Source organism: Pseudomonas sp. G3-19 (assembly GCF_054855875.1).
Map to the genome: position 1 here is coordinate 5,769,560 of NZ_JBMPIQ010000003.1, position 24,089 is coordinate 5,793,648.

The following is a 24,089-nucleotide window of genomic DNA, read 5'->3' on the forward strand; positions in this document are numbered from 1 at the left end:
AAATCAGATTTCCCGAGCATTATTTAAAAATTAAATATGGCTCTCCTACATGGGGAGGTTCGGATTCCTCTTGCTGATCACGCTGTAAGACTATTCTTTCTTTCTGGCAGGACATTTCGTTACAGCTCTGGCCCAGCGCAGGCGCGTAAAACGCCGGCGGCGATATATACTGCGCGCCATTCTTCAAGGGAGAGCCGTGTGGCCATCGATATTCACTGGATTCGCGACAACGAAAGCCTCGCGCAGTTTTGCGCCGAGTGGCAGCAACTGCCGTTCGTTGCCCTCGACACCGAATTCATGCGGGTCGACACCTTCTACCCGATTGCCGGTTTACTGCAGGTCGGCGACGGCAAACGCGCCTACCTGATCGATCCGCTGACCATCGACGCCTGGCAACCGCTGGCGGCGTTGCTGGAAAACCCGGCGGTGCTCAAAGTCCTGCACGCCTGCAGCGAAGACCTCGAAGTGCTGCTGCGTCTGACCGGCAGCCTGCCGGCGCCGTTGTTCGACACGCAACTGGCGGCGGCCTACCTGAACCTCGGGTTCTCGATGGGCTATTCGCGGCTGGTGCAGGAAGTGCTGGGCATTGAGTTGCCGAAGGGCGAAACTCGTTCCGACTGGTTGCAGCGTCCACTTTCCGACACTCAAGTCAGCTACGCCGCTGAAGATGCGGTGCATCTGGCGGAAGTTTTCGTACAGCTGCGGCCGAAGCTGTCCGACGACAAATTCGCCTGGGTGCTGGAGGACGGCGCCGAACTGGTCGCCAACCTGCGCCGCGAGACCGACCCGTACGAGGTCTACCGCGAAGCCAAACTGGCGTGGAAACTGTCCCGTGCGCAACTGGCGGTGCTGCGTGAACTGTGCGCCTGGCGTGAAAAAGAAGCGCGTGCCCGTGATCTGCCGCGCAACCGCATCGTCCGTGAGCACTCGCTGTGGCCGCTGGCCCGCACGCAACCGGACAACCTCGCCGCGCTGGGCAAGATCGAAGACATGCACCCGCGTACCGTGCGTCAGGACGGCCAATTTCTGCTTGATCTGATCAAGCGCTCTGGCAGTGTGGGGCCTGATCAATGGCCGCCGGCGGTGCCGGAACCATTGCCGGTCGAAGCGGCTGCGCTGATCAAGCAACTGCGCGCCCTCGGCCAGGTCGAAGCCGAACGCCTGGGCATCGCCCCGGAACTGATGCTGCGCAAGAAAACCCTCGAAGCGCTGGTTAAAAGTGGCTTCCCCGAGGGCCCTTATCAATTGCCTGAGTCGCTGCGTGGCTGGCGCCGCGAACTCATGGGCCAGAAGCTGCTCGACAGTCTGGCCACCGCCGGAGAACAGCCTTGAAACGTATTTGCTCCATTTACCAAAGCTCCAAGCGAAGCGGAATGTACCTTTATGTGCTCAAGAGCGATGCTCTGGAGCGTGTGCCGGAACCCCTGATGCTGGCGTTCGGCAAGCCGAAACATGCATTCGATCTGGTGCTGTCGCCTGAGCGCAAGCTGGCCAGCGAGGACATCGTCGTGGTCCTGGAAAACCTCGACAAGCAGGGCTATCACCTGCAGATGCCACCGGCCGAGGACGAGTACATCGAACACCTGCCCGAAGAATTGCTGCGACGCAACGACCCGGTCTGATCTGCGAGGCCCTGTTCTGGGCCTCTTGCCACCCTGGAACTGATTTTACGGCGACGACCGCCACGAAGGAGCGCGACTCCTTCGGCGGTTGCCTGCACGGTTTGCGAAAGGTTTGAAGATGCGCGTTCTGATTGCTGAACACGACCACGCGGTGTACGCCCGGCTGCTACGTCAGGCGGCCCCCGAACTTGAAGTACTGACCAGTGGCGACTCCGCCGAACTGGCCCGTCAGGCGGCCGATTGCCCGGTGTGGCTGGGGCAGCCGGATCTGCTGGCGACCCTGCTGCGTCAGGGCCATCAGCCGCAATGGCTGCAATCGACCTGGGCCGGCATCACGCCGCTGCTCGCTGACGGCTTGCGCCGCGATTATCGCCTGACCCGCGCGGTGGGAATCTTCGGTCAGGTGATGGCCGAATACGTGCTGACCTACATGCTTGGCCACGAGCGTGAAGTGCTGGCGCGCCTGGTCAGCCAGGTCGAGCGCAAGTGGGACAACCGCACCGGCCAGAGTCTGGTCGGGCGCAAGGTGTTGATCGTTGGCACCGGCGATATCGGTCAGAGCGTGGCGCAGTTTCTGCTGCCGTTTGGCGTCGAGCTGTACGGCATCGCCAGCAGCGCGCGCGAGCAGGCGCCGTTCGTCGAAGTCGGCTCGATGGCGGATCTGCCACGACTAGTCGGCGCGGTCGATTACGTGGTCAATCTGCTGCCGAATACCGAGCACACCCACGACATTTACGACGCGGCGCTGTTCAAGCAATTCAAGCCGACCGGGTTGTTCATCAACGTCGGGCGCGGCGTGGCAGTGGTTGATGCGGATCTGGTGGAAGCCCTGAAGGAAGGGCATCTGGCGGGCGCGGTGATCGACGTCTGCCGTCAGGAGCCGTTGCCGCAACGCCATCCGTTCTGGACCGCCTGGGGCCTGCTGCTGACCGGGCACAGCTCGGCACCGACGTCGCCGGCGTTGATGGTGCAGTTGTTTGTCGAGAACCTGAAGGCGTATCAGGCGGGAGAAGCGTTGCGCGGGGAAGTGGATTTCAACCGCGGATATTAAATCCACCGCGATACCTGTAGGAGTGAGCCTGCTCGCGATGAGGGTGTGTCAGTCGACATTGATGTTGTCTGACACTACGCCATCGCGAGCAGGCTCACTCCTACAGTGGTTTTTGCATGGTGGCTTAGAGGGTGAAGTCGCCTTCCGCTACCAGCTCGCTCAGCGGGCGACGCGGGCTCGGCACTTCACGAGCCTGCAGGTATTCGGCCAGAGTTGCCTTGTCACCCAGCTTGCCGACAGCCACCGCCGCATGCAGCGCATAACCTTCAGGAATATTCAGCTCCTTGCGGGCCAGCTCCTGATCGAAACCGGCCATGCCGTGGGTGTGCCAGCCGCTGATGCTCGCTTGCAGCGCCAGGTGGCCCCAGGCCGAGCCGGTGTCGAAGGTGTGCCACAGCGCCGGGGACTCTTCGCTGGCGCCGGGGGCGGTGAAGGTGGTTTTCGAAATCACGATCACCAGCGCCGAAGCGTGTTGCGCCCAGCTGCGGTTGAATTCATTCAGCAGGCCCAGGAAGCGCTCCCAGTTCGGCGTGTCACGGCGCGCATACAGAAAGCGCCATGGCTGCGAGTTGTAGGCCGACGGCGCCCAGCGTGCGGCTTCGAAAAAGCTCAGCAGGGTTTCTTCCGGGATCGCTTCACCGGTGAAGGCGCGGGGCGACCAGCGGTCGGTGAACTGCGGGTGAATGGCGTAATCGGCGACGCGAGGGTTGGCACTCATCGAAAGATTCCTTGCTGTGTTTGAGTCATGAATTCGTGGCAAAACCCTACTGGGCGGCGATTCGGCTGACAAGCGCGATTTACCGACAGTCGCCAGCGCTTGGCCCGCAAGGCCTTGGGCACTAGACTGGCGGCCTTTTCACCACCTGATGTTGATGCTTGAACCATGGCCGCCATAGTCGAACCGTTCTGGAAACGCAAAACCCTCGAGCAACTGGATCACGAGGAATGGGAATCGCTGTGCGACGGCTGCGGTCTGTGCTGCCTGCAGAAACTCGAAGATGAAGAAGACAACAGCGTCTATTACACGCGCATCGCCTGCAAACTGCTGGACCTGAAAACCTGCCAGTGCAGCGACTACCCGAATCGCATCAAGTTTGTCCCGGACTGTATCCAGCTCACTCCTGGCCAGGCCGAAGAATTCAAATGGCTACCGCCGACCTGCGGTTATCGTCTGGTCAGTGAAGGCAAGGATCTGCCGCTGTGGCACCACCTGGTGTGCGGCGATCGTGACGCCGTGCACCACGAACGGATTTCCCAGTCCGGGCGCATGCTCGCCGAAGGCAGCGTGCCGGAGGACGACTGGGAAGATCACCTGATTTTCCGGGCTGGTTAAGCACCAAGGGTTTCCAGGATTCAACAAGGAGTGTGTATGGCTGGGGGATTGCTGCGGGCATCGCTGATCGGCCTGCTGGCGCTAAGCGCGCCGGTGTGGGCGGCAAAGAAGGTCGATCTGGATTACCACGTGCGCCTGTTGCCGCAAAGCGATCAGGCCGAAGTACGCCTGACCCTGGCCAAAGGCGAAGCGGTGCGCAGTCTCGACTTTGACCTCGGTGACGGCAGCCATTACAGCGACTTCAAGGCCGACGGCCAGTGGCAACTGACCCCGGGCAAACAGACCCGGGGCCTCTGGCGCCCGATCGGCGACAAGCCCAGCCTGACTTATCGCGTCAGTATCAGCCACGGCCGCAAGAGCGGCAGCTTCGACACGCGCATGACCCCGAGCTGGGCGCTGCTGCGTGGTGATGATCTGGTGCCGCCGGCCAGGCTCGATCAGCAGGATGGCATCGAGCTGGTGTCGCGTCTGCAATTCGAACTGCCCAATGGCTGGCAAAGCGTTGAAACCGCCTGGCCGCGCATCGGCAAGAACAAATTCCGCATCGACAACCCTTCACGCCTGTTCGACCGCCCGACCGGCTGGATGCTCGCCGGTCACCTTGGCAGCCGTCGCACGCGTCTGGGCGAAACCGAAGTCACTGTGGCCTCACCGCAAGGGCAGGGCATGCGTCGCATGGATGTGCTGACCTTGCTGACGTTCGTCTGGCCGCAGGTGCAAGCGGTCTATCCCCGGCATCCGAAAAAACTGCTGATCGTCGGTGCCAACGACCCGATGTGGCGCGGCAGCCTCGGTGCGCATGAGTCGATTTACCTGAACACGCGTTTGCCGCTGGTCAGCGAGAGTGGCAGCAGTGCGCTGGTGCGCGAGCTGGCGCAGGTGTTCGGGCGCATCAATGACGAGCAGCGCAGCGACTGGATCAGCGAAGGCTTTGCCGAGTACTACGCGATCGAACTGGTGCGGCGTGCCGGGGGCATGAGCGATGAGCGCTATCAGGCGTTGCAGGCGAAGTTGACCAAGGACAGTCAGAAAGTCACGTCCCTGCGCGGCGAACAGATCAGTGCGGCGCAGCTTGCAAAAGCGGTGATTGTCTTGCAGGAACTAGATCGCGAGATTCGCTTGAAGACGCGCAACAAACGTTCGCTGGATGATGTGTTGCGCGGGGCGATGCATCTGGGGACGGTGAGTACCAAGGAATTTGTGCAACTGGCCGAGAGTGTTCTGGGCGAGTCTTCCAAAGTCCTCGATAGCGCATTACTTCAGTAATACCGCTTTCGCGAGCAAGCCCGCTCCCACTTTTGATCGCATTCCAGCTTTCAATGTGGGAGCGGGCTTGCTCGCGAAGAGGCCAGAAGCCTCACCGAAAATTCAGGCTCAAACCCCAGCCTTCGGCGATTTCACCGAATCATTGCCGGTCACTGTCGCGGTGCTGGTCGCCGCTTCGGCATTGGCCTTGAGCTGGCTCAGTTCTTCCCCGGCCCGTTCGATCTTCGCCCGCACGTTATTCATGTCCTCACGGCTTTTCTCCAGCAGGCTTTTCACCGAGCTGTGCCCGGTGATGCCACGGGCCATCGCCACGCCGCCAATCGCCACCTGAATCAGACCGAACACGCCGCCACGGCGCAGGCCCTTGCCGACCATGATGACGCCACCGGCCAGCGAGCCGATGCGCTCCCAGCCCTGGACGTTCTGCTCGGTCGGGCTCTGGAACGGGGTGGAATCGATACGTTGGACGCGTTTGAGTTCGGTCATGATCTGTCTCCCAGGCAATGTGCAATAGATAGATAAGCTGACTGCCGCAGCGGCCGGCTCGTTCCATCGGATGTGCGACGTTTCAGCGGAATTTCGGCCCGGAGCGGGTATTCAGGCCCTTGGCCATGCGGTCGTAGAGCACGACGTTGACCGTGGCTGCCAGATTCATGCAGCCGGTGGTCGGGATGTACACGACGTCTTCGCACCAGTCGCGGATCTCTTTATCCAGCGAGCCGTCTTCCGGGCCGAAGATGTACAGCGCACGATCCGGGTGGGTGTATTCGGGCAACGGGCGGGCGCCCTCGACCAGTTCCACGGCGACCGGGACGCAGTTGAGCGGGAGGATCTTTTTCAGGTCGTCGATGCCGATCAGCGGAATGTCGTAGTGCACGCGCTTGGTGTCGGTGACGAAATCGGCGGCGCGCTCATAGCGCTTGCCGGTGTAGAACACCGACGCCACGCCGTAACAGCCTGCGGCGCGCATCACCGAACCGACGTTCTCCGGTGATTTGGGGTTGTACAAACCAATGCAGCTGTAACGTTTGTCTGCCACGAGCGGGGTGCCTTCGGGAAAAAGAGGGCGATTATACGGGGATTGGGCGGTTGTGGTCAGACCTGGGATTATCGGTGCCCGAACGGCCGCCTTCGCGAGCAAGCTCGCTCCCACAGTGGTTTTGTGTATGACACCGATCCAGTGTGGGAGCGAGCTTGCTCGCGAAGGGGCCAGTCGGGCCAATGAAGAACTTTAATCTTCTTTTTTCATCAACCCGGCGAGGGCAGCAAACGGGTTATGCGTGGCCTTGGCGATTTTTGGTGTGCTCAGCGAGCCGTCGCCGAAATATTGCTGGTCGGTGTAGCGCGAGTGTTCGTTGTCGTGGCAGTACAGGCACAACAGCTCCCAGTTCGAGCCGTCCTGCGGGTTGTTGTCGTGGTTGTGGTCGCGGTGGTGCACGGTCAATTCGCTCAGACGCTTGCCGGAAAACTCACGGGCGCAGCGGCCGCAGACGTGCGGGTACATCTTCAGGGCCTTGTCGCGGTAGCCCATTTCCTTGTCGCGCTGGTTGTCGGCAAGGATGCGATCGAGCTTCGACGTGTTGGTCGGGGTGGACGAACTCATGGGTTCACCTTTGTAAAAAGACTAATGACGGTTATGTGCAGAGTTTAGCTCAGCCCTTGAGCTTCTCGGCAATCCAGATCGTGTGGCGGGTGCCCTTGTTGCCGTGGGCGAAGACCTGGACTTCTTCGGCCTTGAACCCGGCCTTCTTCAATTTGTCGGAAAACTGCCGGTCAGCGCTGGCCGACCACACCGCCAGCACACCTTTGGGCCGCAGGGCCTTGGCGCAGGCGTTGAGGCCAGCGGCGGAGTACAGCCAGCTGTTGGCCTTCTGGGTCAGGCCTTCGGGGCCGTTGTCGACGTCGAGCATGATTGCGTCGAAGCCGTTCGGCTCGCTTTGCAGGACCCTGGCCACGTCGTCCTGACGGATCACTGTGCGCGGGTCGAGCAACGGTCGCCCGGATTTTTCCCCGAGCGGCCCGCGATTCCACTCGACCACACCGGGCACCAGTTCGGCGACCACCACTTCGGCACCCTTGCCCAGATGTTTGAGCGCCGAGGCAAGGGTGAACCCCATGCCCAAACCGCCGATCAACACCCGCGAATTCGGCCGGCCGGCGACCTTGCGGCAAGGGATCTCGGCCAGCGCATCTTCGGAACCGTGCATGCGCGTGTTCATCAATTGCCCGCCGTCGCCACCCTGGATCTTGATGACGAAATCCTCGCCATACTCGAACAGGCACAGGGCGCCACCGTTGTCAGGGATCGGCGTGGTGTCGAGCAGAACGAAACGTTTCATGGAAATCTCTACAAGGGGGAAGGCAAGCAGGCCCGTTGGGAGTAGCCTGAGCGCAGACTAAAGGCCAAACGGAGCCCTAGATGAAGCGCACCATTCTAACGGTCATTGCCCTGGCCGCGCTCTCGATTACTGCAGTGCAGGCGCAGCAGACCATTCCGGTCAGCCCGACGCCGCAACCCGGCTCGCCGGGAACCGCCACGCCGACCCCGTATCCGCAAATTACCCCGATCAGCGCACCGAAGGTCGGTGCCGGCAGTGGTAGCCCGCCGCTGGTGCCGATCGAAATGCCCAGCCCGCCGAGCAAGGATCAACCGGTGCCGGGCATCGAGCCGAGCGGCACCAAGGTCAAATCCCCCGGCGGTTAAACCTGTTGCGCCGCCAGTTGGCCGTCGGCCATGCGCAAACGTTTGGAGAGTGACACGGCAAGGGCGCGGATGATTTTCGCGGCGATCTTCGGCGCGTCGTTGAGCATTTTTTCCAGCGAGTCCTTGCCCAGGTTGAGCAACTGACAGTTGCTCGCCGCGATGCAGGTCGCCGAGCGGCGTTCGCCATCGAGCACGGCCATTTCCCCGAACGCCCGACCGCTGCGCAGGGTGGCCATGGTGATGACCTGGCCGTCGGGGCCAGTCTTTTGCACGGCGACTTGGCCGGTGTGGAGGATGCACATGAAACTGCCGGCATCACCCTCACGGAAAATCGCTTCGCCCTCCGCCACGGTGCTGATGCTGAAGTAGCCCGAGGCCGCGGCGAAGTCCGCCAGTTGCAATTGATCGAACAGGCCACAGTCCATCAGCCAGTCGCGAATTTCGTTGTTCAGCAGGGTGGGTTCTGACATGTCATTGCGGTCTTTATTGTTTTCACGGTTTTCAGGCACTACACGAACCCCTGTGGGAGCGGGCTTGCTCGCGAATGCGGTGGTTCAGTCAATATCAGTGTCGACTGACCCACCGCATTCGCGAGCAAGCCCGCTCCCACAATGGGATTTGTGGTGTATCGACCACCGGGGTCTGGAATTAAGACCCAAGTGACCGACGGAGTTCCTCAGGCCAGGCCCAAAACCTTGAACACAAATGCATATTCGAGCGCTACGTCACGTAATCCCTGATAACGCCCGCTCATCCCGCCATGCCCGGCGCCGAGTTCGGTCTTGAGCAGCAGCAGGTTGTCGTCGGTCTTGGTCGCGCGCAGTTTCGCCACCCACTTGGCCGCTTCCCAGTACTGCACGCGGCTGTCGTTGTAGCCGGCGATCACCAGGGTTGCCGGGTAATCCTGCGCGGTGACATTTTCGTACGGTGCGTAGGCCTTGATCCGCTCGTAGACCTCCGGCTCTTCGGGGTTGCCCCACTCGTCGTACTCAGTGACGGTCAACGGCAAGTCCGGGTCGAGCATGGTGTTGAGCACGTCGACGAACGGCACTTCGGCAATCGCCACGCCGAACAGGTCCGGGCGCTGATTGAGCACCGCGCCAATCAACAAGCCGCCAGCGCTGCCGCCGCTGATCGCCAGTTTCTCGGCGGTGGTGATGCCGTTGAGGATCAGGAATTCGGCGCAGGCAATAAAGTCGCTGAAGGTATTGTGTTTGTGTTCCTGTTTGCCGGCGCGGTACCACGCTTCGCCCAACTCGCCGCCGCCACGTACGTGGGCGATGGCGAAAGCCATGCCGCGATCCAGCAGGCTCAGGCGTGCGTGGGAGAACCACGGATCGAGGCTGGAACCGTAGGCGCCATAACCGTACAGATACAGCGGCACCGGTTTGCCGACCATTTCGCGTTTCATTACCAGACTGATCGGCACCTGCGTACCGTCCGGCGCCGTGGCCCACAGGCGTTGGCTGACGTAGGCGTCGGCGTCGAACGGGCCGAGCACCGGGGTTTCTTTCAGCACGGTTTGCTCGCCGCTGGCCAGCAGCAATTGGCGCACCTGTGCCGGACGATTCAGCGCCTCGTAACGCAGACGGATGCAGTCGCTCTCGAACTCCAGGCTGTTCTGCACATAGAGGCTGTAAGCCGCGTCCGGCAATTGCACGCGATACGGCGTCAGGCCTTGCGGATGAACTTCGATGATCGGCAGACCGCCTTCGCGCAGGCTCAGGGTCATGGCCGCGGTGTTCAGCGTCACGCCGTCGAGCATCACCGTGTCGCTGTGCGGGATCAGGTTCTGCCAGTCGGCTTCGCTCGGTACCACACCGGTGTCCGGCGCCTGATACAGGGCGAAATTGATGCCGTCACGGTTGGTGCGGATGAACCAGGTCCACACGCCATCCAGCGCGCCGTGATCGACATCGTATTCGTGATCCTCGACCCGTGGCGCCAGGCAAGTGAAGGGCAGGTGCGGCTGATGCGCATCCAGTGCCCAGACTTCGCTGGTGGTCTTGCTGCCCAGGGTCAGCAGCAATTGCTGCTCGGAACTGGAGCGGTAGCAATGCAGGAAGAAACGCCCGTCCGGCTCGTGGAACACCTCTTCGGCGGCGGTGCCGTCGAGGCGATAGCGAAACAGTTTGTGCGGGCGATGGGTGTCGTCGAGCACACCGAAGAACAGCGTCAGGCTGTCGTTGGCCCAGGTCATGCTGCCGTCGCAGTCCTGAAATTCCAGTTCACTGACCTTGTCATTGGCCAGCTCCTTGACGAACAGTGTGTAGATCTCGTCGCCCGAGGCGTCGACGCTGTAGGCCAGACGCTGGTGATCCGGGCTGATGCTGAACGCGCCGAGCGAGAAGAAGCCGCCGTTGGCCAAAACGTTCGGGTCGAGCAGCAGTTGCTCGCGGCTTTCGTCGAGGGTCAGGCTGTCATCGGCCGGACGCGGGCAACGGTAATGGCGGGCGTACTCGTCACCCGCCGTGGTGCGCGTGTAATACAGATACGGGCCCCAAGGCGAGGGCAGGGACAGGTCGGTTTCGAGGATCCGGCCCTTGATCTCCTCGAACAGGCTCTCGCGCAGGCCGACCTGATCGGCGGTCTGTGCTTCCTGATAGGCATTTTCGGCCTTGAGGTAGTCGAGCACCGCGTCGGTGTCGCGTTCCTGCAGCCAGGCATACGGGTCGGCACCGGCAGCCTTGCGGGCGATCGGGGCGCGGAGGACGTGGGCGGATTCGGGCATGGAAGGCTCTCGGACAATGTTCGGAATAAAGGTTTTCGCGGATCGTGAAACCGCCGCAGCACCTGTGGGAGCGGGCTTGCTCGCGAAGGCGTCCTGTCAGTAAAGACTTATTTGGCTGACACACTGCTTTCGCGAGCAAGCCCGCTCCCACAATGATTGCGGCAGGCCGTCTGGCATTGGGACAAGCCTGACGGGCGAAAAGTCGTTACTATAAGCGCCTCTTTGCCTGCCTTGCCATGGACACCATGACCGAGAACGACTATCTGATCGCCTGGGGCCTCTACGCCTTTGCCGCTGTGGGCTGCCTGTTGGTATGGATGCGCCTGACCCGCTGGATGTGGCGCTGGCTGCGCGAGCCGCTGCGGGTGCTGATGGCCGTGTTGCTGTTCAGCCCGACCATCATTGACCCGGTGAAAGCCAAGGTTGCACCGTCGATCGCCATCACCGCGCTGGACCTGGCCTTCAAGGTCGGCAACAACGCCTGGCGGGCGATTTCCGATCTGTTCATGTACGGCATGATTGCGTTCGGCATCTACCTGATTTTCGTGCTGATCCGCTTCCCGATCGAACGCGCCTCGCGCGCCCGCCGCGAGCAGGCCGAGGCGGCCAAAGCGGCGGCGCGTGCCGATGATCGCGACGACGATCAGCCGTTCGGCGCTGCCGGTGATGACCGTTACGGTCGCCCGCCATTGCCGAACAATCCGCAGCGCATGCGCGTCGAGCCGCGCCTGTAATCACGAGAGTCAGCACATGTGTGAACTACTGGGCATGAGTGCCAACGTGCCGACCGATATCGTGTTCAGCTTCACCGGCCTGATGCAGCGCGGCGGGCGTACCGGCCCGCACCGCGACGGCTGGGGTATCGCCTTCTATGAAGGCCGCGGCTTGCGTCTGTTTCAGGATCCGGCCGCGAGCAGTGAGTCGGAAGTCGCCAACCTGGTGCAGCGCTATCCGATCAAGAGCGAAGTGGTCATCGGCCACATTCGTCAGGCCAACGTCGGCAAGGTCTGCCTGTCCAACACTCACCCGTTTGTGCGCGAACTGTGGGGGCGCAACTGGTGTTTTGCGCACAACGGCCAGCTCGCCGATTTCACCCCGATCAAGAGTTTCTACCGCCCGGTGGGCGATACCGACAGCGAAGCGGCGTTCTGCGATTTGCTCAACCGCGTGCGTGCAGCATTCCCGGAACCGGTCGATATAGAAGTGCTGCTGCCGGATCTGGTCGCTGCATGTGCCGAATACCGCAGCAAAGGCGTGTTCAACTGCCTGCTCAGCGACGGCGACTGGCTGTTCTGCTATTGCTCGACCAAACTGGCACAGATCACCCGGCGCGCACCGTTCGGCCCGGCGCGGCTCAAGGATGTCGATGTGATCGTCGATTTCCAGGCGGAAACCACGCCCAACGACGTGGTCACGGTGATCGCCACCGAGCCTTTGACCGAAAACGAAACCTGGACCCGTTACGAACCGGGCCAATGGAGCCTGTGGCGACGCGGCGAATGCGTCAGCCAGGGCACGACCGAATAAAGGATCTCTCCCCGATGTTGCTCAGTTATCTACGGCTGGTGTTGTTTGCGGCGGGCCTGTTGATCGGTGTCCAGGTGCCGGGTTTCATCAACGATTACGCCAAACGCGTCGAAGCTCATCTGATCGAAGCGCAGACCGGTCTGCGCGGTTTTCAGGGCACCGCCGAGCAGTTCTTCAAGGGCGACTTGCAGGCGCTGGTCGCGCATTACCGCGCCAGTGATGACCCGGTATTTCGCAGCGATGCCGACAGCCTGAGCACCTTGCTCAACCGCCAGACAGCGCTGGATAAACAGTTCCAGGCGATGCAGGGCCCGTGGTACATCCGCTTCCTGCAAGTGGTGCTGGCCGCCGACCCGGACATTCGCAAGGAAACCTGGAACGGCTACAGCTACCAGATCCTGCTGACTCCGGAAGCGATGATCTGGGGCATGAGCGGCGCGTTGCTGCTGTCGTTCGGCATCGAGTGCCTGATTCGTCTGATTGACTGGGTGGTGCTCGGCGGCCGGCGTTTGCGCCAGAGCCGGCCGATTGAAGACCGCGACGTGCGCGGCTTGTAAGGCTGGCCAAATTCCGTGGCGAGGGGATTTATCCTCGATGGGGCGCGAAGCGGCCCTCAATGGTGTGTCAGATCAACCTGATTGCTCAGGTTTCAGGACTGCTGCGCAGCCCATCGGGGATAAATCCCCTCACCACAGGTGTGATTACTGAGTGAGGGTGATGTAGTTTTCACCGACCTTGCGCGCATACCCCGCCAGCACCTGCTGACACAACGTCACCATCTCCTCGACCCACTCCACGCCAACTCGCCACGACACCACCACCTGCAGATTCGGCGGTCGCAGGTCGATGTCGAGCAAAGTCAGTTCACCCCGCGCCAGTTCCTCGGCCACCAGCACCGGCGGCAGCACGCCAATCCCAAAACCATCGCGCAACAGCCGGGTGATCGCCGACACCGAATTCACGCAGTTCAGGCGCGGCGCCAACACACCGTTGGCCTGCATCAATGCCAGCAGATCCTGATGCGGTCGGGAGTTCTTCGAGTAGGTGATGATCCGCTCCTGCGCGAGTTCGCCGAGGTCAGCGTACTCGCGGTTGTAGATCGAATTGCTCGCAACGATCCAGCCCAGCGGATGGCTGGCCAGCTCAAGGCTGCGCACACTTTCGTGGCGCACCAGATCGGTTTGCAGAATGATGTCGAGAAAGCCTTTTTGCAGCTGATCGCAGAGGTTCAGCGAGGTATCCGCCACCAGCTCGATTTCCACCCGCGGATACAGATCGGTCATCTGCGCCACCAACGGGCTGAGCCAGGTGTGGATCACCGTGTCCATTACGCCGATGCGCACCCGCCCGACCTTGCTCGAACGGGTTTCGATCGATTGCTTGAGCGCCGACATGGTGTCGAGCATCTGCTCGGCATAATCCAGCACTTTCAGGCCTTCGGGCGTCAGGCTGACGCCGCGTGAATCGCGCAGAAACAGCTTCACCCCCAGCTCGCCTTCGAGCACCGCGATGCGGCTGGAAATCGACGCCTGGGTAGTGAACAGCTTGTCGGCGGTCAGGCGAAAACTCTTCAGCCGGGCGACCCAGACAAAGGTCTCGAGAAACTTCAGGTTCATGGCAACGGCTCGGGTGACAAATTTTTCTTATGCCTAAGGCGGGTTTTTATTCGTTGGACGCAGCAGGGCCGGGCGACGAAAAATCGGCGCATCCGGTTCCCACGATAGGCGTCGTCGGAACTTCGAACAAGACCAATAAAAGCCTGCGGAGACTTGCCATGCGTGCGCCCGACACCCTCGACCTCCCCAAGAACACGGCCCGCCCCGGACCGTTCGACTGGTATCGCAACATCAATCAGCAAGAGCGTCGCACCTTCTGGAGCTGCAAGATCGGCTATGGCCTGGACGGCATGGACACGCAGATGCTCAGCTTCGTGGTGCCGACCCTGATCGCCATGTGGGGCATCACCACCGGACAGGCCGGGCTGATTCACACCAGCACCCTGATCGCTTCGGCCATTGGTGGCTGGGTGGCGGGGATTCTCTCCGACCGCATCGGCCGCGTGCGCACCCTGCAACTGACGGTGCTGTGGTTCGCTTTCTTCACGTTCCTCTGCGGTTTCGCGCAGAACTACGAACAGCTGCTGATCGCCCGCACCCTGATGGGCTTCGGTTTTGGCGGCGAATGGACGGCCGGCGCGGTGCTGATCGGTGAAGTGATCCGCGCCAAGGATCGCGGCAAAGCGGTGGGCATGGTGCAGAGCGGTTGGGCCTTGGGCTGGGGATTGACGGCGATTCTCTATGCGCTGCTGTTCTCGGTGTTGCCGCCGGAAGATGCCTGGCGTGCGCTGTTCATTCTCGGCATCGTCCCGGCAATTTTCGTGATCTTCGTGCGGCGGCTCGTGAAAGACCCGGAAATCTATCGCGAAGCCAAGGCGGCGCAAACTCCGCAGAATCCGGCGAAGTTCTACGAGATCTTTGCCCCCGGCATGCTGTTCACCACGTTCCGTGCGTCACTGCTGACTACCGGTGCGCTCGGCGGTTACTACGCTATCACTTCGTGGCTGCCGACCTTCCTCAAGAATGAACGCGGTTTGAGCGTGCTCGGCACTGGCGGGTATCTGGCGATGGTGATCGTTGGTTCTTACGTCGGCTATGTGATCAGCGCTTATCTCACTGATCTGCTCGGGCGTAAAAAGAACTTCATCCTGTTTGCGGTCGGCTCGTTCACCATCGTTCTGCTGTACACGCAGATGCCAGTGAGCAACGGGGTGATGCTGTGGCTGGGCTTTCCGCTGGGCTTCTTCGCTTCGGGAATTTTCAGCGGCATGGGCGCGTTTCTCACCGAGCTGTTTCCAACGCGAATTCGCGGCTCGGGGCAGGGCTTCTGCTACAACATCGGTCGGGCGCTGGCGGCTTTGTTTCCGCTGCTGATCGGCTTGCTCAGCCAGAAGGTGCCGTTGAGCGTTGGGATCGGCGCGTTTGCTGCGGTGTCCTACGGCGTGGTGATTCTCGCCGCACTGAGCCTGCCGGAGACCCGTGGCAAGCAACTGGATGCGCAGTAACTGATAACCTGCCGGGCAAGCGTCCTACAGATAAAAAGACCAGAAGCTACAGGAGTGTTCACCGTGAGCCGCCTGCTATTGAATTGTGATATCGGCGAGAGTTTCGGCAGCTGGACCATGGGTCTGGACGCCGAGGTCATGCCCTTCATCGACTGCGCCAACGTGGCCTGCGGCTTCCATGCCGGTGACCCGAGCATCATGCGCAAAACCGTCAGTCTGGCCCTGAGCCACGGCGTGCAGATCGGCGCGCACCCGGCCTATCAGGATCTGGTCGGTTTCGGCCGGCGCTCCATGGCCTATTCCGCCCAGGAACTGCAAGACATCCTGCATTACCAGATCGGCGCGCTCGACGGCATCTGCAAGGCGCAGGGCGGGCGAGTCAGTTACGTCAAACCCCACGGCGCGATGTACAACGACATGATGGCCAACCCGGCGCAATTGCGAGCGGTGATTCAAGCTGTGGCGGCTTACGATCGCACGTTGCCGCTGATGCTAATGGCCACCTGCGACAACTCGGCGGCGCAGCAGCTCGGTGACGAATACGGCGTGACCCTGTGGTTCGAAGCCTTTGCTGATCGCGCCTACGACAGTGCAGGTCGGCTGGTCTCGCGGCAACTACCGGGTGCGGTGCATCACGAAGCAGAAAAAATCATCGAACAGGCCCTGACCATCGCCCGTGGCGGTGACCTCGTCGCCAGTGACGGCAGCGCGCTGCACCTGCAGGCCAACACCTTGTGCGTGCATGGCGACAACGCCAGTTCGGTGGCCGCCGTGCAGCGCATTCGCGAGGCCCTGAATCAGCAGAGCGCGCCATGAACCCACGGATTGAAGTGGTGGCCCTGGACTGCCTGATGCTGCGCCTGTTCGATGAAATTGCCGAAACCAACATGCCGTGGATGCTCGCCGCCAGTGAGCGCTTGCGCGAGGTGTTTGGCGCGCAGTTGATTGATCTGGTGCCGTCCTACACCACGCTGATGGTGCATTACGACCTGACTTTATTGAATCCGGGCCAGGCCCGTGAATTGATCGCTGAAGCCTTGATCGACCTGTCGCCGAATGCGCGAACCAGCGGCCAGTGCCATGTGTTGCCGGTCTGGTACGACCTGAGTGTCGGCCCCGAACTGAGCCTGCTGGCGCAGCGCAGCGGGTTGGCGGTGGAGGAGGTGATTCGTCGGCACAGCGCTCGCGAATATCAGGTGTTCGCCCTCGGCTTTGCACCCGGATTCGCCTTCATGGGACTGGTGGAAGAAATCCTCGCGGCGCCACGCCTGGACACCCCGCGCAAGAAAGTCGCGGCCGGCAGCGTCGGTATCGCCGAACGGCAGACCGCTGCTTATCCGGTGGTGTCCCCCGGTGGCTGGAACCTGATCGGCCGTACCCCGGCGAAACTGTTCGACCGTCATCGCGACGGCTACAGCCTGATGCAACCCGGCGACACCGTGCGTTTCGAAGCGGTGAGCCACGCCGAGTTCGTCAACCTGGGCGGCGATGACACGCCACTGGAGGCGCTGGCATGAGCCGACTGACGATTGAAGCCAGTACACCGCTGTGCCTGTTGCAAGACGCCGGGCGTTTTGGCGTGCGCCATTTGGGCGTGACCCAGGGCGGTGCCGCGGATTGGAGTTCGATGAGTTGGAGCAATTGGTTGCTCGGCAATGCGCTGGATCTGCCGGTGATCGAAATCACCCTCGGCGGGTTTGCCGTGGTGGCGCAGGAAGATTGCCTGCTGGCGCTGGCCGGCGCTGATCTTGGTGCGCAGATCGATGGGCAGGCGCTGGCGCCGTGGCGCAGTTTCAAACTGGGCAAAGGGCAAACATTGAAGTTTACCCAACCGCTGCTCGGCGCCCGGGCTTATCTGGCGGCGCCCGGTGGTTTCGATGCGCCGCAGGTGCTGGGCAGCAGTGCCACGGTGGTACGCGAAGAACTCGGTGGTCTTGATGGTATGGGGTTACCGCTGACCAAGGGCGCGATGTTGAGTTATCGCGGTGCGGTTCTGCAGGTGCGTGAAGTGCCGCTGGCGCATCGACCTGATCTGCGCCTCGATGCGCCGCTGGATCTGGTGCTTGGCGCACAGATCGGCCAGTTCAGCGGACAGAGTCTGTTCGATGTGTTCAACAGTCCGTGGACGCTGGACAGTCGCGCTGATCGCATGGGCATTCGGTTGCTGGGCAAGGCGTTGCAGTATCAGGGCCGGCCGATGATTTCCGAAGGCATTCCGCTGGGTGCGGTGCAGGTGCCGCCGGATGGACAGCCGATTGTGCTGCTCAATGATCGGCAGACGATTGGTGGCTATCCGCGCTTGGGAGCGTTGACGCCGTTGGCGCTGGCGCGACTGGCGCAGTGTCTGCCGGGCGCGCAGGTGCGGTTAAGGCCGGTGGTGCAGGAAGTGGCGCACCGGGAGCATGTCGAGTATTTGCAGCGCTTTCGAAATAGCTGAGAGCTTCGCGAGCAAGCCCGCTCCCACAGGGGAATGCATTCCAAATGTGGGAGCGGGCTTGCTCGCGAAGGGGCCATCACGGCTAACGAAGGTTATTTCGACAGAAACCGCATCCCTTCCTCAAGCCCACGCAACGTCAGCGGATACATCTGATCCTCGATCAAATCGCGCACGATATTGGTCGACGAGGTGTAGCCCCAAGTGTCCTTCGGGTACGGATTGATCCAGATAAGCTTCTTGTACTTCTCCATGAAGCGCTGCATCCACAGGTAGCCCGGCTCTTCGTTCCAGTGCTCGACGCTGCCGCCGGCCTGGGTAATTTCGTAGGGCGCCATGGCGGCGTCACCGATGAAGATCACTTTGTAGTCGGCGCCATACTTGTGCAGCAGATCCTGCGTCGAGAAACGCTCGGACGTGCGGCGCAGGTTGTTCTTCCACACCGACTCATAAATGAAGTTGTGGAAGTAGAAGTACTCCAGATGCTTGAACTCGGTCTTGCACGCCGAGAACAGCTCCTCGCAGATCTTCACGTGCGCGTCCATCGAGCCGCCGATGTCGAATAGCAACAACAGCTTCACCGTGTTGCGCCGTTCCGGACGCATCTGGATATTCAGCAGGCCGGCGTCTTTGGCGGTGTGGTCGATGGTGCCGTCGATGTCCAGCTCTTCCGCCGCACCCTGACGGGCGAATTTGCGCAGGCGACGCAGGGCGACCTTGATGTTGCGCGTGCCCAGTTCCACCGAATCGTCGAGGTTCTTGTACTCGCGCTGATCCCAGACCTTGACCGCTTTGCCCTGACGCTTGCCGGCGTCGCCGACCCGAATGCCTTCCGGGTTGAAGCCGCCGGAACCGAACGGGCTGGTGCCGCCGGTGCCGATCCATTTGTTGCCGCCGGCGTGACGTTCCTTCTGTTCTTCCAAACGCTTCTTGAACTCTTCAATCAGCTTGTCGAGACCACCCAGGGACTGGATCTGCGCGCGTTCCTCGTCGGTCAGCGAACGCTCGAATTCCTTGCGCAACCAGTCTTCGGGAATCAGCGCCTGCAAGTGATCGTCGAGCTTTTCCAGGCCATTGAAGTAGGCGCCGAACGCACGGTCGAACTTGTCGAAATGCCGTTCGTCCTTGACCAGAATCGCCCGCGACAAGTAGTAGAACTCGTCCATGTCGGCGAAGGTCACGCGCTGTTTCAGCGCGTTGATCAGGTCGAGCAGCTCGCGCACCGACACCGGCACCTTGGCGGCACGCATTTCATTGAACAGGTTGAGCAACATGGCATCAGCCTCTTAGCGAGAACCGCGACGGCTCATGAACGCCAGGCGCTCAAGCAACTGCACGTCCTGTTCGTTCTTCACCAGCGCACCGGCCAATGGCGGAATGGCCTTGGTCGGATCGCGCTCGCGCAGCACCGCTTCGCCGATGTTGTCGGCCATCAGCAGCTTCAGCCAGTCGACCAGTTCCGAGGTCGACGGCTTCTTCTTCAGGCCCGGCACCTTGCGCACGTCGAAGAACACGTCCAGCGCTTCGCTGACCAGATCCTTCTTGATGTCCGGGTAGTGCACGTCGACGATTTTCTGCAGAGTGTTACGGTCGGGGAAGGCGATGTAGTGGAAGAAGCAGCGGCGCAGGAAGGCGTCCGGCAGCTCTTTCTCGTTGTTCGAGGTAATGATGATGATCGGGCGCTTCTTGGCCTTGATGGTCTCGTCGATCTCGTAAACGTAGAACTCCATCTTGTCGAGTTCTTGCAGCAAGTCGTTGGGGAACTCGATGTCGGCCTTGTCGATTTCGTCGATCAGCAGAATCACCCGTTCTTCGGACTCGAAAGCCTCCCAGAGCTTGCCCTTCTTCAGGTAGTTGCGCACGTCGTGGACTTTTTCGTTGCCCAGTTGCGAGTCGCGCAGACGGCTAACCGCATCGTACTCGTACAGGCCCTGATGGGCCTTGGTGGTGGACTTGATGTGCCAGGTGATCAGCTTGGCGCCGAACGATTCGGCCAACTGCTCAGCGAGCATGGTCTTGCCGGTGCCGGGTTCGCCCTTGACCAGCAGTGGCCGCTCCAGGGTGATGGCGGCATTGACCGCCAGCTTCAGGTCATCGGTGGCGACGTAGGCCTGGGTGCCTTCGAACTTCATCTGCTAATCCTCGAACGGTAACGCCGACCTGCACGGGCAGGGCGGGGGCGAAAAAATCGGATGCCCCGACTATAACGCGCACCCCGGTCGACTGTGAACGCAGACGGCTTATTCAGTCTCTGAATGGGGCGTCACATGTTGACTCGGTTTCGGCCAGAGGCCAGTATTCAGGTATCGCCGATTTGGCGATAGCCTGTCGGGCATGACGACTAAATACCGATTTCGCGACAAATACCGCATTCAGTGACGTGAGAAGGATCACCCGCCACCCCATGTCCACTTGATCGGTGGCGGAGTGGACGTGATGCTGAGCCTTGAAACCGTCGAAGTCATGACGGGCAAGGCACCGCCGCTGATTATCAAGGAAGCGCTGGCTTGGGTTGCGGCTCATCAAGTGCAACTGCTGGAGGACTGGAAACGATGTTACCCATGAAAAGGCCTCGTCTGACGGCTGTGCAGGCACTGTCAGGTTTTCGATTGAAACTGACCTTTATTGATGGTCAGGATCTGACCCTTGACCTGAGCCGAGACATCCACGCTTATCCAGGTCTGCAACCATTGCTTGATCCCGAAGTGTTTGCGGCTGCGACCCTTGACGACAATGGCTGGACGGTCGAATGGCTTGAGCCCGATATACAGATTGGCGCAGACACGCTTTATATGGATGCGCTGGCCCAAAACACTGTCGATGAAAACACTCGGATTTTCATCGATTGGCGTGCACGTACCGGACTCTCACTGAATCAGGCAGCCGAGGCGCTGGGTGTCAGTGCCCGCAGCATCAGCCGATACAGTAATGGGCGGGAGGCGGTGCCAAGGTCATTAGCCTTGGCTTGTCTTGGTTGGGACTCATTGCAGCAAAAGTCCACGCTGGCGGCTGAAGAATCTGGTCGATATGTCGTTAATCGTAAGAATTAGCCCGCATCCGGCTTCGGCCGCTCATACCGCGCATTGAAAGCCTGAATGAAGCCATTACGCAAAATCTGCAAAAACGCTTCGAACGCACTGATGTTTTGCTGATGCACGTTGCCACTGAGTTCGACCTTGGTGGCGAACTGATTCTTGGCCTGGTTCTTCAGCACGGTTTCCGTGCCGCCGACGATGGCCTCCCAGACTGAGCGGAAGATGCTCTTGTCCTTGTTCTCCACGTCCTGCTGCCAGTTGAACACTTCGACGTCGCGCAGCAGCGGTTTGATGTAGCCAGTGACCTGGGCTTTTTTCGCCTGGGCTTCGATGACCACGTCGCCGTGGCCGGCGTTGAAGTCGAACTTGCCGTAGGCCGAGGCGAAGTCGTTCATGCGCTTGAGTTCGATGTCGCGGGCGCGCAGGCGGAACTGGAAGTCCTCGAAATTGCTCAGCGGATCGAAAGTGGCCGTGGTTTCCAGTGGTGCGTGGCCGAGCAGCTTGGCCTTGCCTTCGAAGCGGGCATCGCGCTTGCCCTGTTTGTCGACCACGTTGGTCAGGTTGTAGACGCTCGCCTCGACGTTGCTGGCGTTCATGTTGACCGGCGGTTTGGAGTTGAAATTGCGGAAAGTGATCTTGCCGTCGTGGATCTGCACCTCGTCGAGAGTGATCGGCAGCAACTTGCCCAGTTGCGCCCGCCAGTCGGTGCCTTTACCAGTCTGCGAGTTCTGCTTGTTGGGGCCGCCATCGACGAAGTTGATCTCGGGATTGAAGAATTGCACCTGCGCCACCACGGCATGGTCGTACCACAGCGAATGCCAGCTGACCGCCAGATCGATCACGGGCGCGTTGACGAACGGCACGGGCACCTTGCCGTCGACCTTGACGATCTTCAGGCCGTTGATCCGGTAGGCGCCGCGCCACAGGGCCAGATCGACGTCGGTGACCTGGCCGCGGTAGTCACCCATGTCGGCCAGTTTGCCGTTCAGGTAATCGCGCACCACGTAGGGCAGGGCGATGTGCAGGGCGATCAGCAGCACAACGACGACGGCAAAAATCCCTATTGGCCAGCTATAACGACGCTTCATGGCAACAATTCCCGAACGATGTAAGCGATTGACTGTGGCGCGGCGCAGACGTTCGACCCGACTGGACTGCGCCCGGCAACAGGCATACCTTGAAAGGCTGAATTCAACGCTGCATAAGGACCCAGCCATGAGCCGTATTTTCGCTGACAACGCCCATTCCATCGGCAACACGCCGCTGGTGCAGATCAACCGTATCGCGCCGCGTGGCGTGACCATTCTGGCCAAGATCGAGGGGCGCAACCCCGGTTATTCGGTCAAGTGCCGGATCGGCGCGAACATGATCTGGGACGCCGAAAGCAGCGGCAAACTCAAGCCGGGCATGACCATCGTCGAGCCGACGTCGGGCAATACCGGCATCGGTCTGGCCTTCGTTGCCGCCGCCCGTGGTTACAAATTGATGCTGACCATGCCGGCATCAATGAGCATCGAGCGGCGCAAGGTGCTCAAGGCCCTCGGCGCAGAGCTGGTCCTGACCGAACCGGCCAAGGGCATGAAAGGCGCGATCGAGAAGGCTGCCGAAATTGTTGCCAGCGACACTGGTAAATACTTCATGCCGTCGCAGTTCGATAACCCGGCCAACCCGGCGATCCACGAAAAAACCACCGGCCCGGAAATCTGGAACGACACCGATGGCGCCGTCGATGTGCTGGTGGCTGGCGTCGGGACCGGCGGAACCATCACCGGCGTTTCGCGGTATATCAAGAATACCCAGGGCAAACCGATTCTGTCGGTGGCAGTGGAGCCGGTGTCTTCGCCGGTCATCAGCCAGGCGCTGGCGGGTGAAGAGATCAAGCCGAGCCCACACAAGATTCAGGGGATTGGCGCGGGTTTCGTGCCGAAGAACCTTGATCTGTCGATGGTCGACCGGGTGGAGCAGGTCACTGACGACGAGTCCAAGGCCATGGCGCTGCGCCTGATGCAGGAAGAAGGGATTTTGTGCGGTATCTCTTGCGGCGCGGCCATGGCCGTGGCAGTGCGTTTAGCCGAGAAGCCTGAAATGCAGGGCAAGACCATCGTGGTGATTTTGCCGGACTCCGGTGAGCGCTATCTGTCGAGCATGCTGTTCAGCGATCTGTTCACCGAGCAGGAGAATCAGCAGTAGTCGAATTGACTCAGATCAGCCAGGGTTCAGGATCGTTATGCTAATAAATGCTTTGTTGCGCAATTCTTAACACTGAATCTTGGGTTCAGCGGGTTTTTCCCGAGGCCGGTAGTGTTTATCATGGCCGGCTGCCATGCCGGGTAATGGGCATTGCGCAGCGTTGTCTTTATTCAAGGAGTCGTTGATGACCTTTTCGTTAGCCGCCAAGGTGTTGGTGTTGCTGCTGTTTGTGGGCAGCATCCTCTATGTGCATTTGCGCGGCAAGGCGCGTTTGCCGGTACTGCGTCAGTTCGTCAACCACTCGGCGCTGTTCGCCCCGTACAACGCGCTGATGTACCTGTTCTCCGGCGTTCCCTCCAAACCGTATCTGGATCGCAGCAAGTTTCCGGAGCTGGATGTGTTGCGCGATAACTGGGAAACCATTCGCGACGAAGCCATGCACCTGTTCGACGAGGGCTACATCCGCGCCGCCGAGAAGAACAATGACGCCGGTTTCGGCTCGTTCTTCAAGAAGGGCTGGAAACGTTTCTACCTCAAGTGGTACGACAAACCGCTGCCGTCGGCCGAAACCCTGTGCCCGAAGACCGTGGCGCTGGTCAGTGCGATCCCTAACGTCAAAGGCGCGATGTTCGCGCTGTTGCCGGGTGGCAGCCATCTGAACCCGCACCGTGACCCGTTTGCCGGCTCGCTGCGTTATCACTTGGGCCTGTCGACACCGAACTCCGACGATTGCCGGATCTTCGTTGATGGTCAGGTCTACGCCTGGCGTGACGGTGAAGACGTGATGTTCGATGAGACCTACGTGCACTGGGTCAAGAACGAGACCGAACAGACCCGCGTCATCCTGTTCTGCGATGTCGAACGCCCGCTGAGCAACCGCCTGATGACCCGCATCAATCGCGCCATCAGCGCCTGGCTGGGCCGCGCCACCGCGCCGCAGAACCTTGATGATGAACGTGTCGGCGGCATCAACCAGGCCTACGCCTGGAGCAAGAACTTCAGCGACCGGTTCAGCGGCGTGGTCAAACAGTGGAAACGCCGCAATCCCAAGGCCTACCGCATCCTGCGTCCGGTATTGGCAGTGGTAGTGTTGACGTTGCTGGGGTATTGGCTGTTTGGTTGAAGCCGGATGTTG

At 60.8% G+C, this 24,089-nt stretch carries 27 protein-coding genes and 1 pseudogene; 17 read left to right on the forward strand and 11 right to left on the reverse strand.

Features of this window, described 5'->3' with window-relative positions; all coding sequences use genetic code 11:
- Positions 1–198: 198 nt before the first annotated feature.
- The 3 genes from rnd to ACOYXI_RS26375 all read left to right on the forward strand — a co-directional run bounded on the left by rnd (position 199) and on the right by ACOYXI_RS26375 (position 2,673).
- Complete coding sequence (gene rnd, locus ACOYXI_RS26365; protein WP_098967682.1) at positions 199–1,332, forward strand: ribonuclease D; 1,134 nt, start codon at positions 199–201, stop codon at positions 1,330–1,332.
- Positions 1,329–1,622 (forward strand): YcgL domain-containing protein, encoded by a 294-nt coding sequence (locus ACOYXI_RS26370; protein WP_097086697.1) that lies wholly within the window; start codon positions 1,329–1,331, stop codon positions 1,620–1,622. Before rnd ends, ACOYXI_RS26370 begins: the two co-directional genes overlap by 4 nt.
- 118 nt (positions 1,623–1,740) lie before the next feature.
- A complete protein-coding gene (locus ACOYXI_RS26375) occupies positions 1,741–2,673 on the forward strand; it encodes a D-2-hydroxyacid dehydrogenase (RefSeq protein WP_003222601.1) in 933 nt (310 codons plus the stop codon).
- A gap of 124 nt (positions 2,674–2,797) precedes the next feature.
- Here ACOYXI_RS26375 and ACOYXI_RS26380 read toward each other — a convergent pair whose 3' ends face one another.
- Positions 2,798–3,391: a nitroreductase family protein gene (locus ACOYXI_RS26380; protein WP_461675466.1), complete on the reverse strand. Its 594-nt coding sequence runs from the start codon at positions 3,389–3,391 to the stop codon at positions 2,798–2,800.
- A gap of 165 nt (positions 3,392–3,556) precedes the next feature.
- Between ACOYXI_RS26380 and ACOYXI_RS26385 the strand changes: the two genes are divergently transcribed.
- Positions 3,557–4,006 carry a YcgN family cysteine cluster protein gene (locus ACOYXI_RS26385; protein ID WP_098967686.1) on the forward strand — a complete coding sequence of 150 codons (450 nt, stop codon included), beginning with the start codon at positions 3,557–3,559 and terminating at the stop codon, positions 4,004–4,006.
- Between the two features lie 36 nt (positions 4,007–4,042).
- Positions 4,043–5,272: a hypothetical protein gene (locus ACOYXI_RS26390; RefSeq protein WP_210557890.1), complete on the forward strand. Its 1,230-nt coding sequence runs from the start codon at positions 4,043–4,045 to the stop codon at positions 5,270–5,272.
- Positions 5,273–5,380: 108 nt separating this feature from the next.
- Here the strand turns inward: ACOYXI_RS26390 and ACOYXI_RS26395 are convergent, their stop codons facing one another.
- From ACOYXI_RS26395 to ACOYXI_RS26410, 4 genes are all read right to left on the reverse strand, one after another.
- Positions 5,381–5,758, reverse strand: a complete 378-nt coding sequence (locus tag ACOYXI_RS26395) for a YgaP family membrane protein (RefSeq protein ID WP_096796610.1) — start codon at positions 5,756–5,758, stop codon at positions 5,381–5,383.
- A gap of 82 nt (positions 5,759–5,840) precedes the next feature.
- The gene (locus ACOYXI_RS26400) at positions 5,841–6,311 is read right to left on the reverse strand and encodes an RNA methyltransferase (RefSeq protein WP_007911337.1); all 471 of its coding nucleotides are present in this window, start codon (positions 6,309–6,311) and stop codon (positions 5,841–5,843) included.
- 192 nt (positions 6,312–6,503) lie between these two features.
- A complete protein-coding gene (locus ACOYXI_RS26405; protein WP_003222612.1) occupies positions 6,504–6,875 on the reverse strand; it encodes a YajD family HNH nuclease in 372 nt (123 codons plus the stop codon).
- A gap of 49 nt (positions 6,876–6,924) precedes the next feature.
- The gene (locus ACOYXI_RS26410; protein ID WP_098967690.1) at positions 6,925–7,611 is read right to left on the reverse strand and encodes a spermidine synthase; all 687 of its coding nucleotides are present in this window, start codon (positions 7,609–7,611) and stop codon (positions 6,925–6,927) included.
- Between the two features lie 80 nt (positions 7,612–7,691).
- On the opposite strand from ACOYXI_RS26410, the gene ACOYXI_RS26415 reads away from it, so the two are divergent.
- On the forward strand, positions 7,692–7,976 hold the full coding sequence (locus ACOYXI_RS26415; RefSeq protein ID WP_134785679.1) for a hypothetical protein: 285 nt from the start codon (positions 7,692–7,694) through the stop codon (positions 7,974–7,976).
- Here the strand turns inward: ACOYXI_RS26415 and ACOYXI_RS26420 are convergent.
- Together ACOYXI_RS26420 and ACOYXI_RS26425 are read right to left on the reverse strand one after the other, a co-directional pair.
- Positions 7,973–8,446 (reverse strand): cyclic nucleotide-binding domain-containing protein, encoded by a 474-nt coding sequence (locus ACOYXI_RS26420; RefSeq protein WP_007969596.1) that lies wholly within the window; start codon positions 8,444–8,446, stop codon positions 7,973–7,975. The two genes, ACOYXI_RS26415 and ACOYXI_RS26420, sit on opposite strands and share 4 nt — an antisense overlap.
- Positions 8,447–8,652: 206 nt before the next feature.
- The gene (locus ACOYXI_RS26425) at positions 8,653–10,707 is read right to left on the reverse strand and encodes a S9 family peptidase (RefSeq protein WP_282413789.1); all 2,055 of its coding nucleotides are present in this window, start codon (positions 10,705–10,707) and stop codon (positions 8,653–8,655) included.
- Between the two features lie 236 nt (positions 10,708–10,943).
- On the opposite strand from ACOYXI_RS26425, the gene ACOYXI_RS26430 reads away from it, so the two are divergent.
- Genes ACOYXI_RS26430 through ACOYXI_RS26440 form a run of 3 tightly spaced genes read left to right on the forward strand, consistent with a single transcriptional unit; the run spans position 10,944 to position 12,791 of the window.
- Positions 10,944–11,441 carry an MFS transporter gene (locus ACOYXI_RS26430; protein ID WP_086791999.1) on the forward strand — a complete coding sequence of 166 codons (498 nt, stop codon included), beginning with the start codon at positions 10,944–10,946 and terminating at the stop codon, positions 11,439–11,441.
- 16 nt (positions 11,442–11,457) lie between these two features.
- Positions 11,458–12,234, forward strand: a complete 777-nt coding sequence (locus tag ACOYXI_RS26435) for a class II glutamine amidotransferase (RefSeq protein ID WP_025110635.1) — start codon at positions 11,458–11,460, stop codon at positions 12,232–12,234.
- 14 nt (positions 12,235–12,248) lie between these two features.
- A complete protein-coding gene (locus tag ACOYXI_RS26440; RefSeq protein ID WP_007969600.1) occupies positions 12,249–12,791 on the forward strand; it encodes a DUF2937 family protein in 543 nt (180 codons plus the stop codon).
- Positions 12,792–12,935: 144 nt separating this feature from the next.
- Here the strand turns inward: ACOYXI_RS26440 and ACOYXI_RS26445 are convergent, their stop codons facing one another.
- The gene (locus tag ACOYXI_RS26445; RefSeq protein ID WP_098967696.1) at positions 12,936–13,850 is read right to left on the reverse strand and encodes a LysR family transcriptional regulator; all 915 of its coding nucleotides are present in this window, start codon (positions 13,848–13,850) and stop codon (positions 12,936–12,938) included.
- A 158-nt stretch (positions 13,851–14,008) separates the two neighbouring features.
- Here ACOYXI_RS26445 and ACOYXI_RS26450 point away from each other — a divergent pair, with 158 nt between their 5' ends.
- The 4 genes from ACOYXI_RS26450 to ACOYXI_RS26465 all read left to right on the forward strand — a co-directional run bounded on the left by ACOYXI_RS26450 (position 14,009) and on the right by ACOYXI_RS26465 (position 17,732).
- The gene (locus tag ACOYXI_RS26450) at positions 14,009–15,295 is read left to right on the forward strand and encodes an MFS transporter (RefSeq protein ID WP_096796615.1); all 1,287 of its coding nucleotides are present in this window, start codon (positions 14,009–14,011) and stop codon (positions 15,293–15,295) included.
- Positions 15,296–15,358: 63 nt separating this feature from the next.
- Positions 15,359–16,111 carry a 5-oxoprolinase subunit PxpA gene (locus tag ACOYXI_RS26455; protein WP_461675467.1) on the forward strand — a complete coding sequence of 251 codons (753 nt, stop codon included), beginning with the start codon at positions 15,359–15,361 and terminating at the stop codon, positions 16,109–16,111.
- A complete protein-coding gene (gene pxpB, locus ACOYXI_RS26460; RefSeq protein WP_461675468.1) occupies positions 16,108–16,812 on the forward strand; it encodes a 5-oxoprolinase subunit PxpB in 705 nt (234 codons plus the stop codon). The genes ACOYXI_RS26455 and pxpB overlap by 4 nt, the downstream gene beginning before the upstream one ends.
- On the forward strand, positions 16,809–17,732 hold the full coding sequence (locus ACOYXI_RS26465; RefSeq protein WP_461675469.1) for a 5-oxoprolinase subunit C family protein: 924 nt from the start codon (positions 16,809–16,811) through the stop codon (positions 17,730–17,732). The genes pxpB and ACOYXI_RS26465 overlap by 4 nt, the downstream gene beginning before the upstream one ends.
- 92 nt (positions 17,733–17,824) lie before the next feature.
- Here ACOYXI_RS26465 and ACOYXI_RS26470 read toward each other — a convergent pair whose 3' ends face one another.
- Positions 17,825–19,003: a vWA domain-containing protein gene (locus tag ACOYXI_RS26470; RefSeq protein ID WP_007969609.1), complete on the reverse strand. Its 1,179-nt coding sequence runs from the start codon at positions 19,001–19,003 to the stop codon at positions 17,825–17,827.
- A gap of 12 nt (positions 19,004–19,015) precedes the next feature.
- Positions 19,016–19,861, reverse strand: coding sequence for an AAA family ATPase (locus ACOYXI_RS26475; protein ID WP_098967703.1), 846 nt, complete (start codon positions 19,859–19,861; stop codon positions 19,016–19,018).
- Between the two features lie 202 nt (positions 19,862–20,063).
- Between ACOYXI_RS26475 and ACOYXI_RS26480 the strand changes: the two are divergent.
- Both ACOYXI_RS26480 and ACOYXI_RS26485 read left to right on the forward strand, forming a co-directional pair.
- Positions 20,064–20,294, forward strand: a pseudogene (locus ACOYXI_RS26480) (DUF4160 domain-containing protein).
- Positions 20,282–20,779, forward strand: a complete 498-nt coding sequence (locus ACOYXI_RS26485; RefSeq protein ID WP_041070304.1) for a helix-turn-helix domain-containing protein — start codon at positions 20,282–20,284, stop codon at positions 20,777–20,779. Before ACOYXI_RS26480 ends, ACOYXI_RS26485 begins: the two are co-directional and overlap by 13 nt.
- Here the strand turns inward: ACOYXI_RS26485 and ACOYXI_RS26490 are convergent.
- On the reverse strand, positions 20,776–21,852 hold the full coding sequence (locus tag ACOYXI_RS26490) for an AsmA family protein (protein ID WP_461675470.1): 1,077 nt from the start codon (positions 21,850–21,852) through the stop codon (positions 20,776–20,778). The genes ACOYXI_RS26485 and ACOYXI_RS26490 overlap by 4 nt on opposite strands.
- 127 nt (positions 21,853–21,979) lie before the next feature.
- Between ACOYXI_RS26490 and cysK the strand changes: the two genes are divergently transcribed.
- Both cysK and ACOYXI_RS26500 read left to right on the forward strand, forming a co-directional pair.
- Positions 21,980–22,954 (forward strand): cysteine synthase A, encoded by a 975-nt coding sequence (cysK, locus tag ACOYXI_RS26495; protein ID WP_041070300.1) that lies wholly within the window; start codon positions 21,980–21,982, stop codon positions 22,952–22,954.
- A gap of 184 nt (positions 22,955–23,138) precedes the next feature.
- Positions 23,139–24,077, forward strand: coding sequence for an aspartyl/asparaginyl beta-hydroxylase domain-containing protein (locus tag ACOYXI_RS26500; protein WP_027614536.1), 939 nt, complete (start codon positions 23,139–23,141; stop codon positions 24,075–24,077).
- Positions 24,078–24,089 lie beyond the last annotated feature (12 nt).

Bases quoted from the DNA above. Each gene is read 5' to 3' on its own strand.
- ACOYXI_RS26465 (WP_461675469.1), top strand. From the start codon at position 16,809: ATGAGCCGACTGACGATTGAAGCCAGTACACCGCTGTGCCTGTTGCAA.
- ACOYXI_RS26375 (WP_003222601.1), top strand. From the start codon at position 1,741: ATGCGCGTTCTGATTGCTGAACACGACCACGCGGTGTACGCCCGGCTG.
- ACOYXI_RS26395 (WP_096796610.1), bottom strand. From the start codon at position 5,758: ATGACCGAACTCAAACGCGTCCAACGTATCGATTCCACCCCGTTCCAG.
- ACOYXI_RS26450 (WP_096796615.1), top strand. From the start codon at position 14,009: ATGCGTGCGCCCGACACCCTCGACCTCCCCAAGAACACGGCCCGCCCC.
- ACOYXI_RS26415 (WP_134785679.1), top strand. From the start codon at position 7,692: ATGAAGCGCACCATTCTAACGGTCATTGCCCTGGCCGCGCTCTCGATT.
- ACOYXI_RS26425 (WP_282413789.1), bottom strand. From the start codon at position 10,707: ATGCCCGAATCCGCCCACGTCCTCCGCGCCCCGATCGCCCGCAAGGCT.
- ACOYXI_RS26470 (WP_007969609.1), bottom strand. From the start codon at position 19,003: ATGTTGCTCAACCTGTTCAATGAAATGCGTGCCGCCAAGGTGCCGGTG.
- ACOYXI_RS26435 (WP_025110635.1), top strand. From the start codon at position 11,458: ATGTGTGAACTACTGGGCATGAGTGCCAACGTGCCGACCGATATCGTG.
- ACOYXI_RS26380 (WP_461675466.1), bottom strand. From the start codon at position 3,391: ATGAGTGCCAACCCTCGCGTCGCCGATTACGCCATTCACCCGCAGTTC.
- ACOYXI_RS26385 (WP_098967686.1), top strand. From the start codon at position 3,557: ATGGCCGCCATAGTCGAACCGTTCTGGAAACGCAAAACCCTCGAGCAA.
- ACOYXI_RS26410 (WP_098967690.1), bottom strand. From the start codon at position 7,611: ATGAAACGTTTCGTTCTGCTCGACACCACGCCGATCCCTGACAACGGT.
- cysK (WP_041070300.1), top strand. From the start codon at position 21,980: ATGAGCCGTATTTTCGCTGACAACGCCCATTCCATCGGCAACACGCCG.
- ACOYXI_RS26430 (WP_086791999.1), top strand. From the start codon at position 10,944: ATGGACACCATGACCGAGAACGACTATCTGATCGCCTGGGGCCTCTAC.
- ACOYXI_RS26485 (WP_041070304.1), top strand. From the start codon at position 20,282: ATGTTACCCATGAAAAGGCCTCGTCTGACGGCTGTGCAGGCACTGTCA.
- ACOYXI_RS26445 (WP_098967696.1), bottom strand. From the start codon at position 13,850: ATGAACCTGAAGTTTCTCGAGACCTTTGTCTGGGTCGCCCGGCTGAAG.
- ACOYXI_RS26390 (WP_210557890.1), top strand. From the start codon at position 4,043: ATGGCTGGGGGATTGCTGCGGGCATCGCTGATCGGCCTGCTGGCGCTA.
- ACOYXI_RS26440 (WP_007969600.1), top strand. From the start codon at position 12,249: ATGTTGCTCAGTTATCTACGGCTGGTGTTGTTTGCGGCGGGCCTGTTG.
- pxpB (WP_461675468.1), top strand. From the start codon at position 16,108: ATGAACCCACGGATTGAAGTGGTGGCCCTGGACTGCCTGATGCTGCGC.
- ACOYXI_RS26500 (WP_027614536.1), top strand. From the start codon at position 23,139: ATGACCTTTTCGTTAGCCGCCAAGGTGTTGGTGTTGCTGCTGTTTGTG.
- ACOYXI_RS26490 (WP_461675470.1), bottom strand. From the start codon at position 21,852: ATGAAGCGTCGTTATAGCTGGCCAATAGGGATTTTTGCCGTCGTCGTT.
- ACOYXI_RS26420 (WP_007969596.1), bottom strand. From the start codon at position 8,446: ATGTCAGAACCCACCCTGCTGAACAACGAAATTCGCGACTGGCTGATG.
- ACOYXI_RS26405 (WP_003222612.1), bottom strand. From the start codon at position 6,875: ATGAGTTCGTCCACCCCGACCAACACGTCGAAGCTCGATCGCATCCTT.
- ACOYXI_RS26475 (WP_098967703.1), bottom strand. From the start codon at position 19,861: ATGAAGTTCGAAGGCACCCAGGCCTACGTCGCCACCGATGACCTGAAG.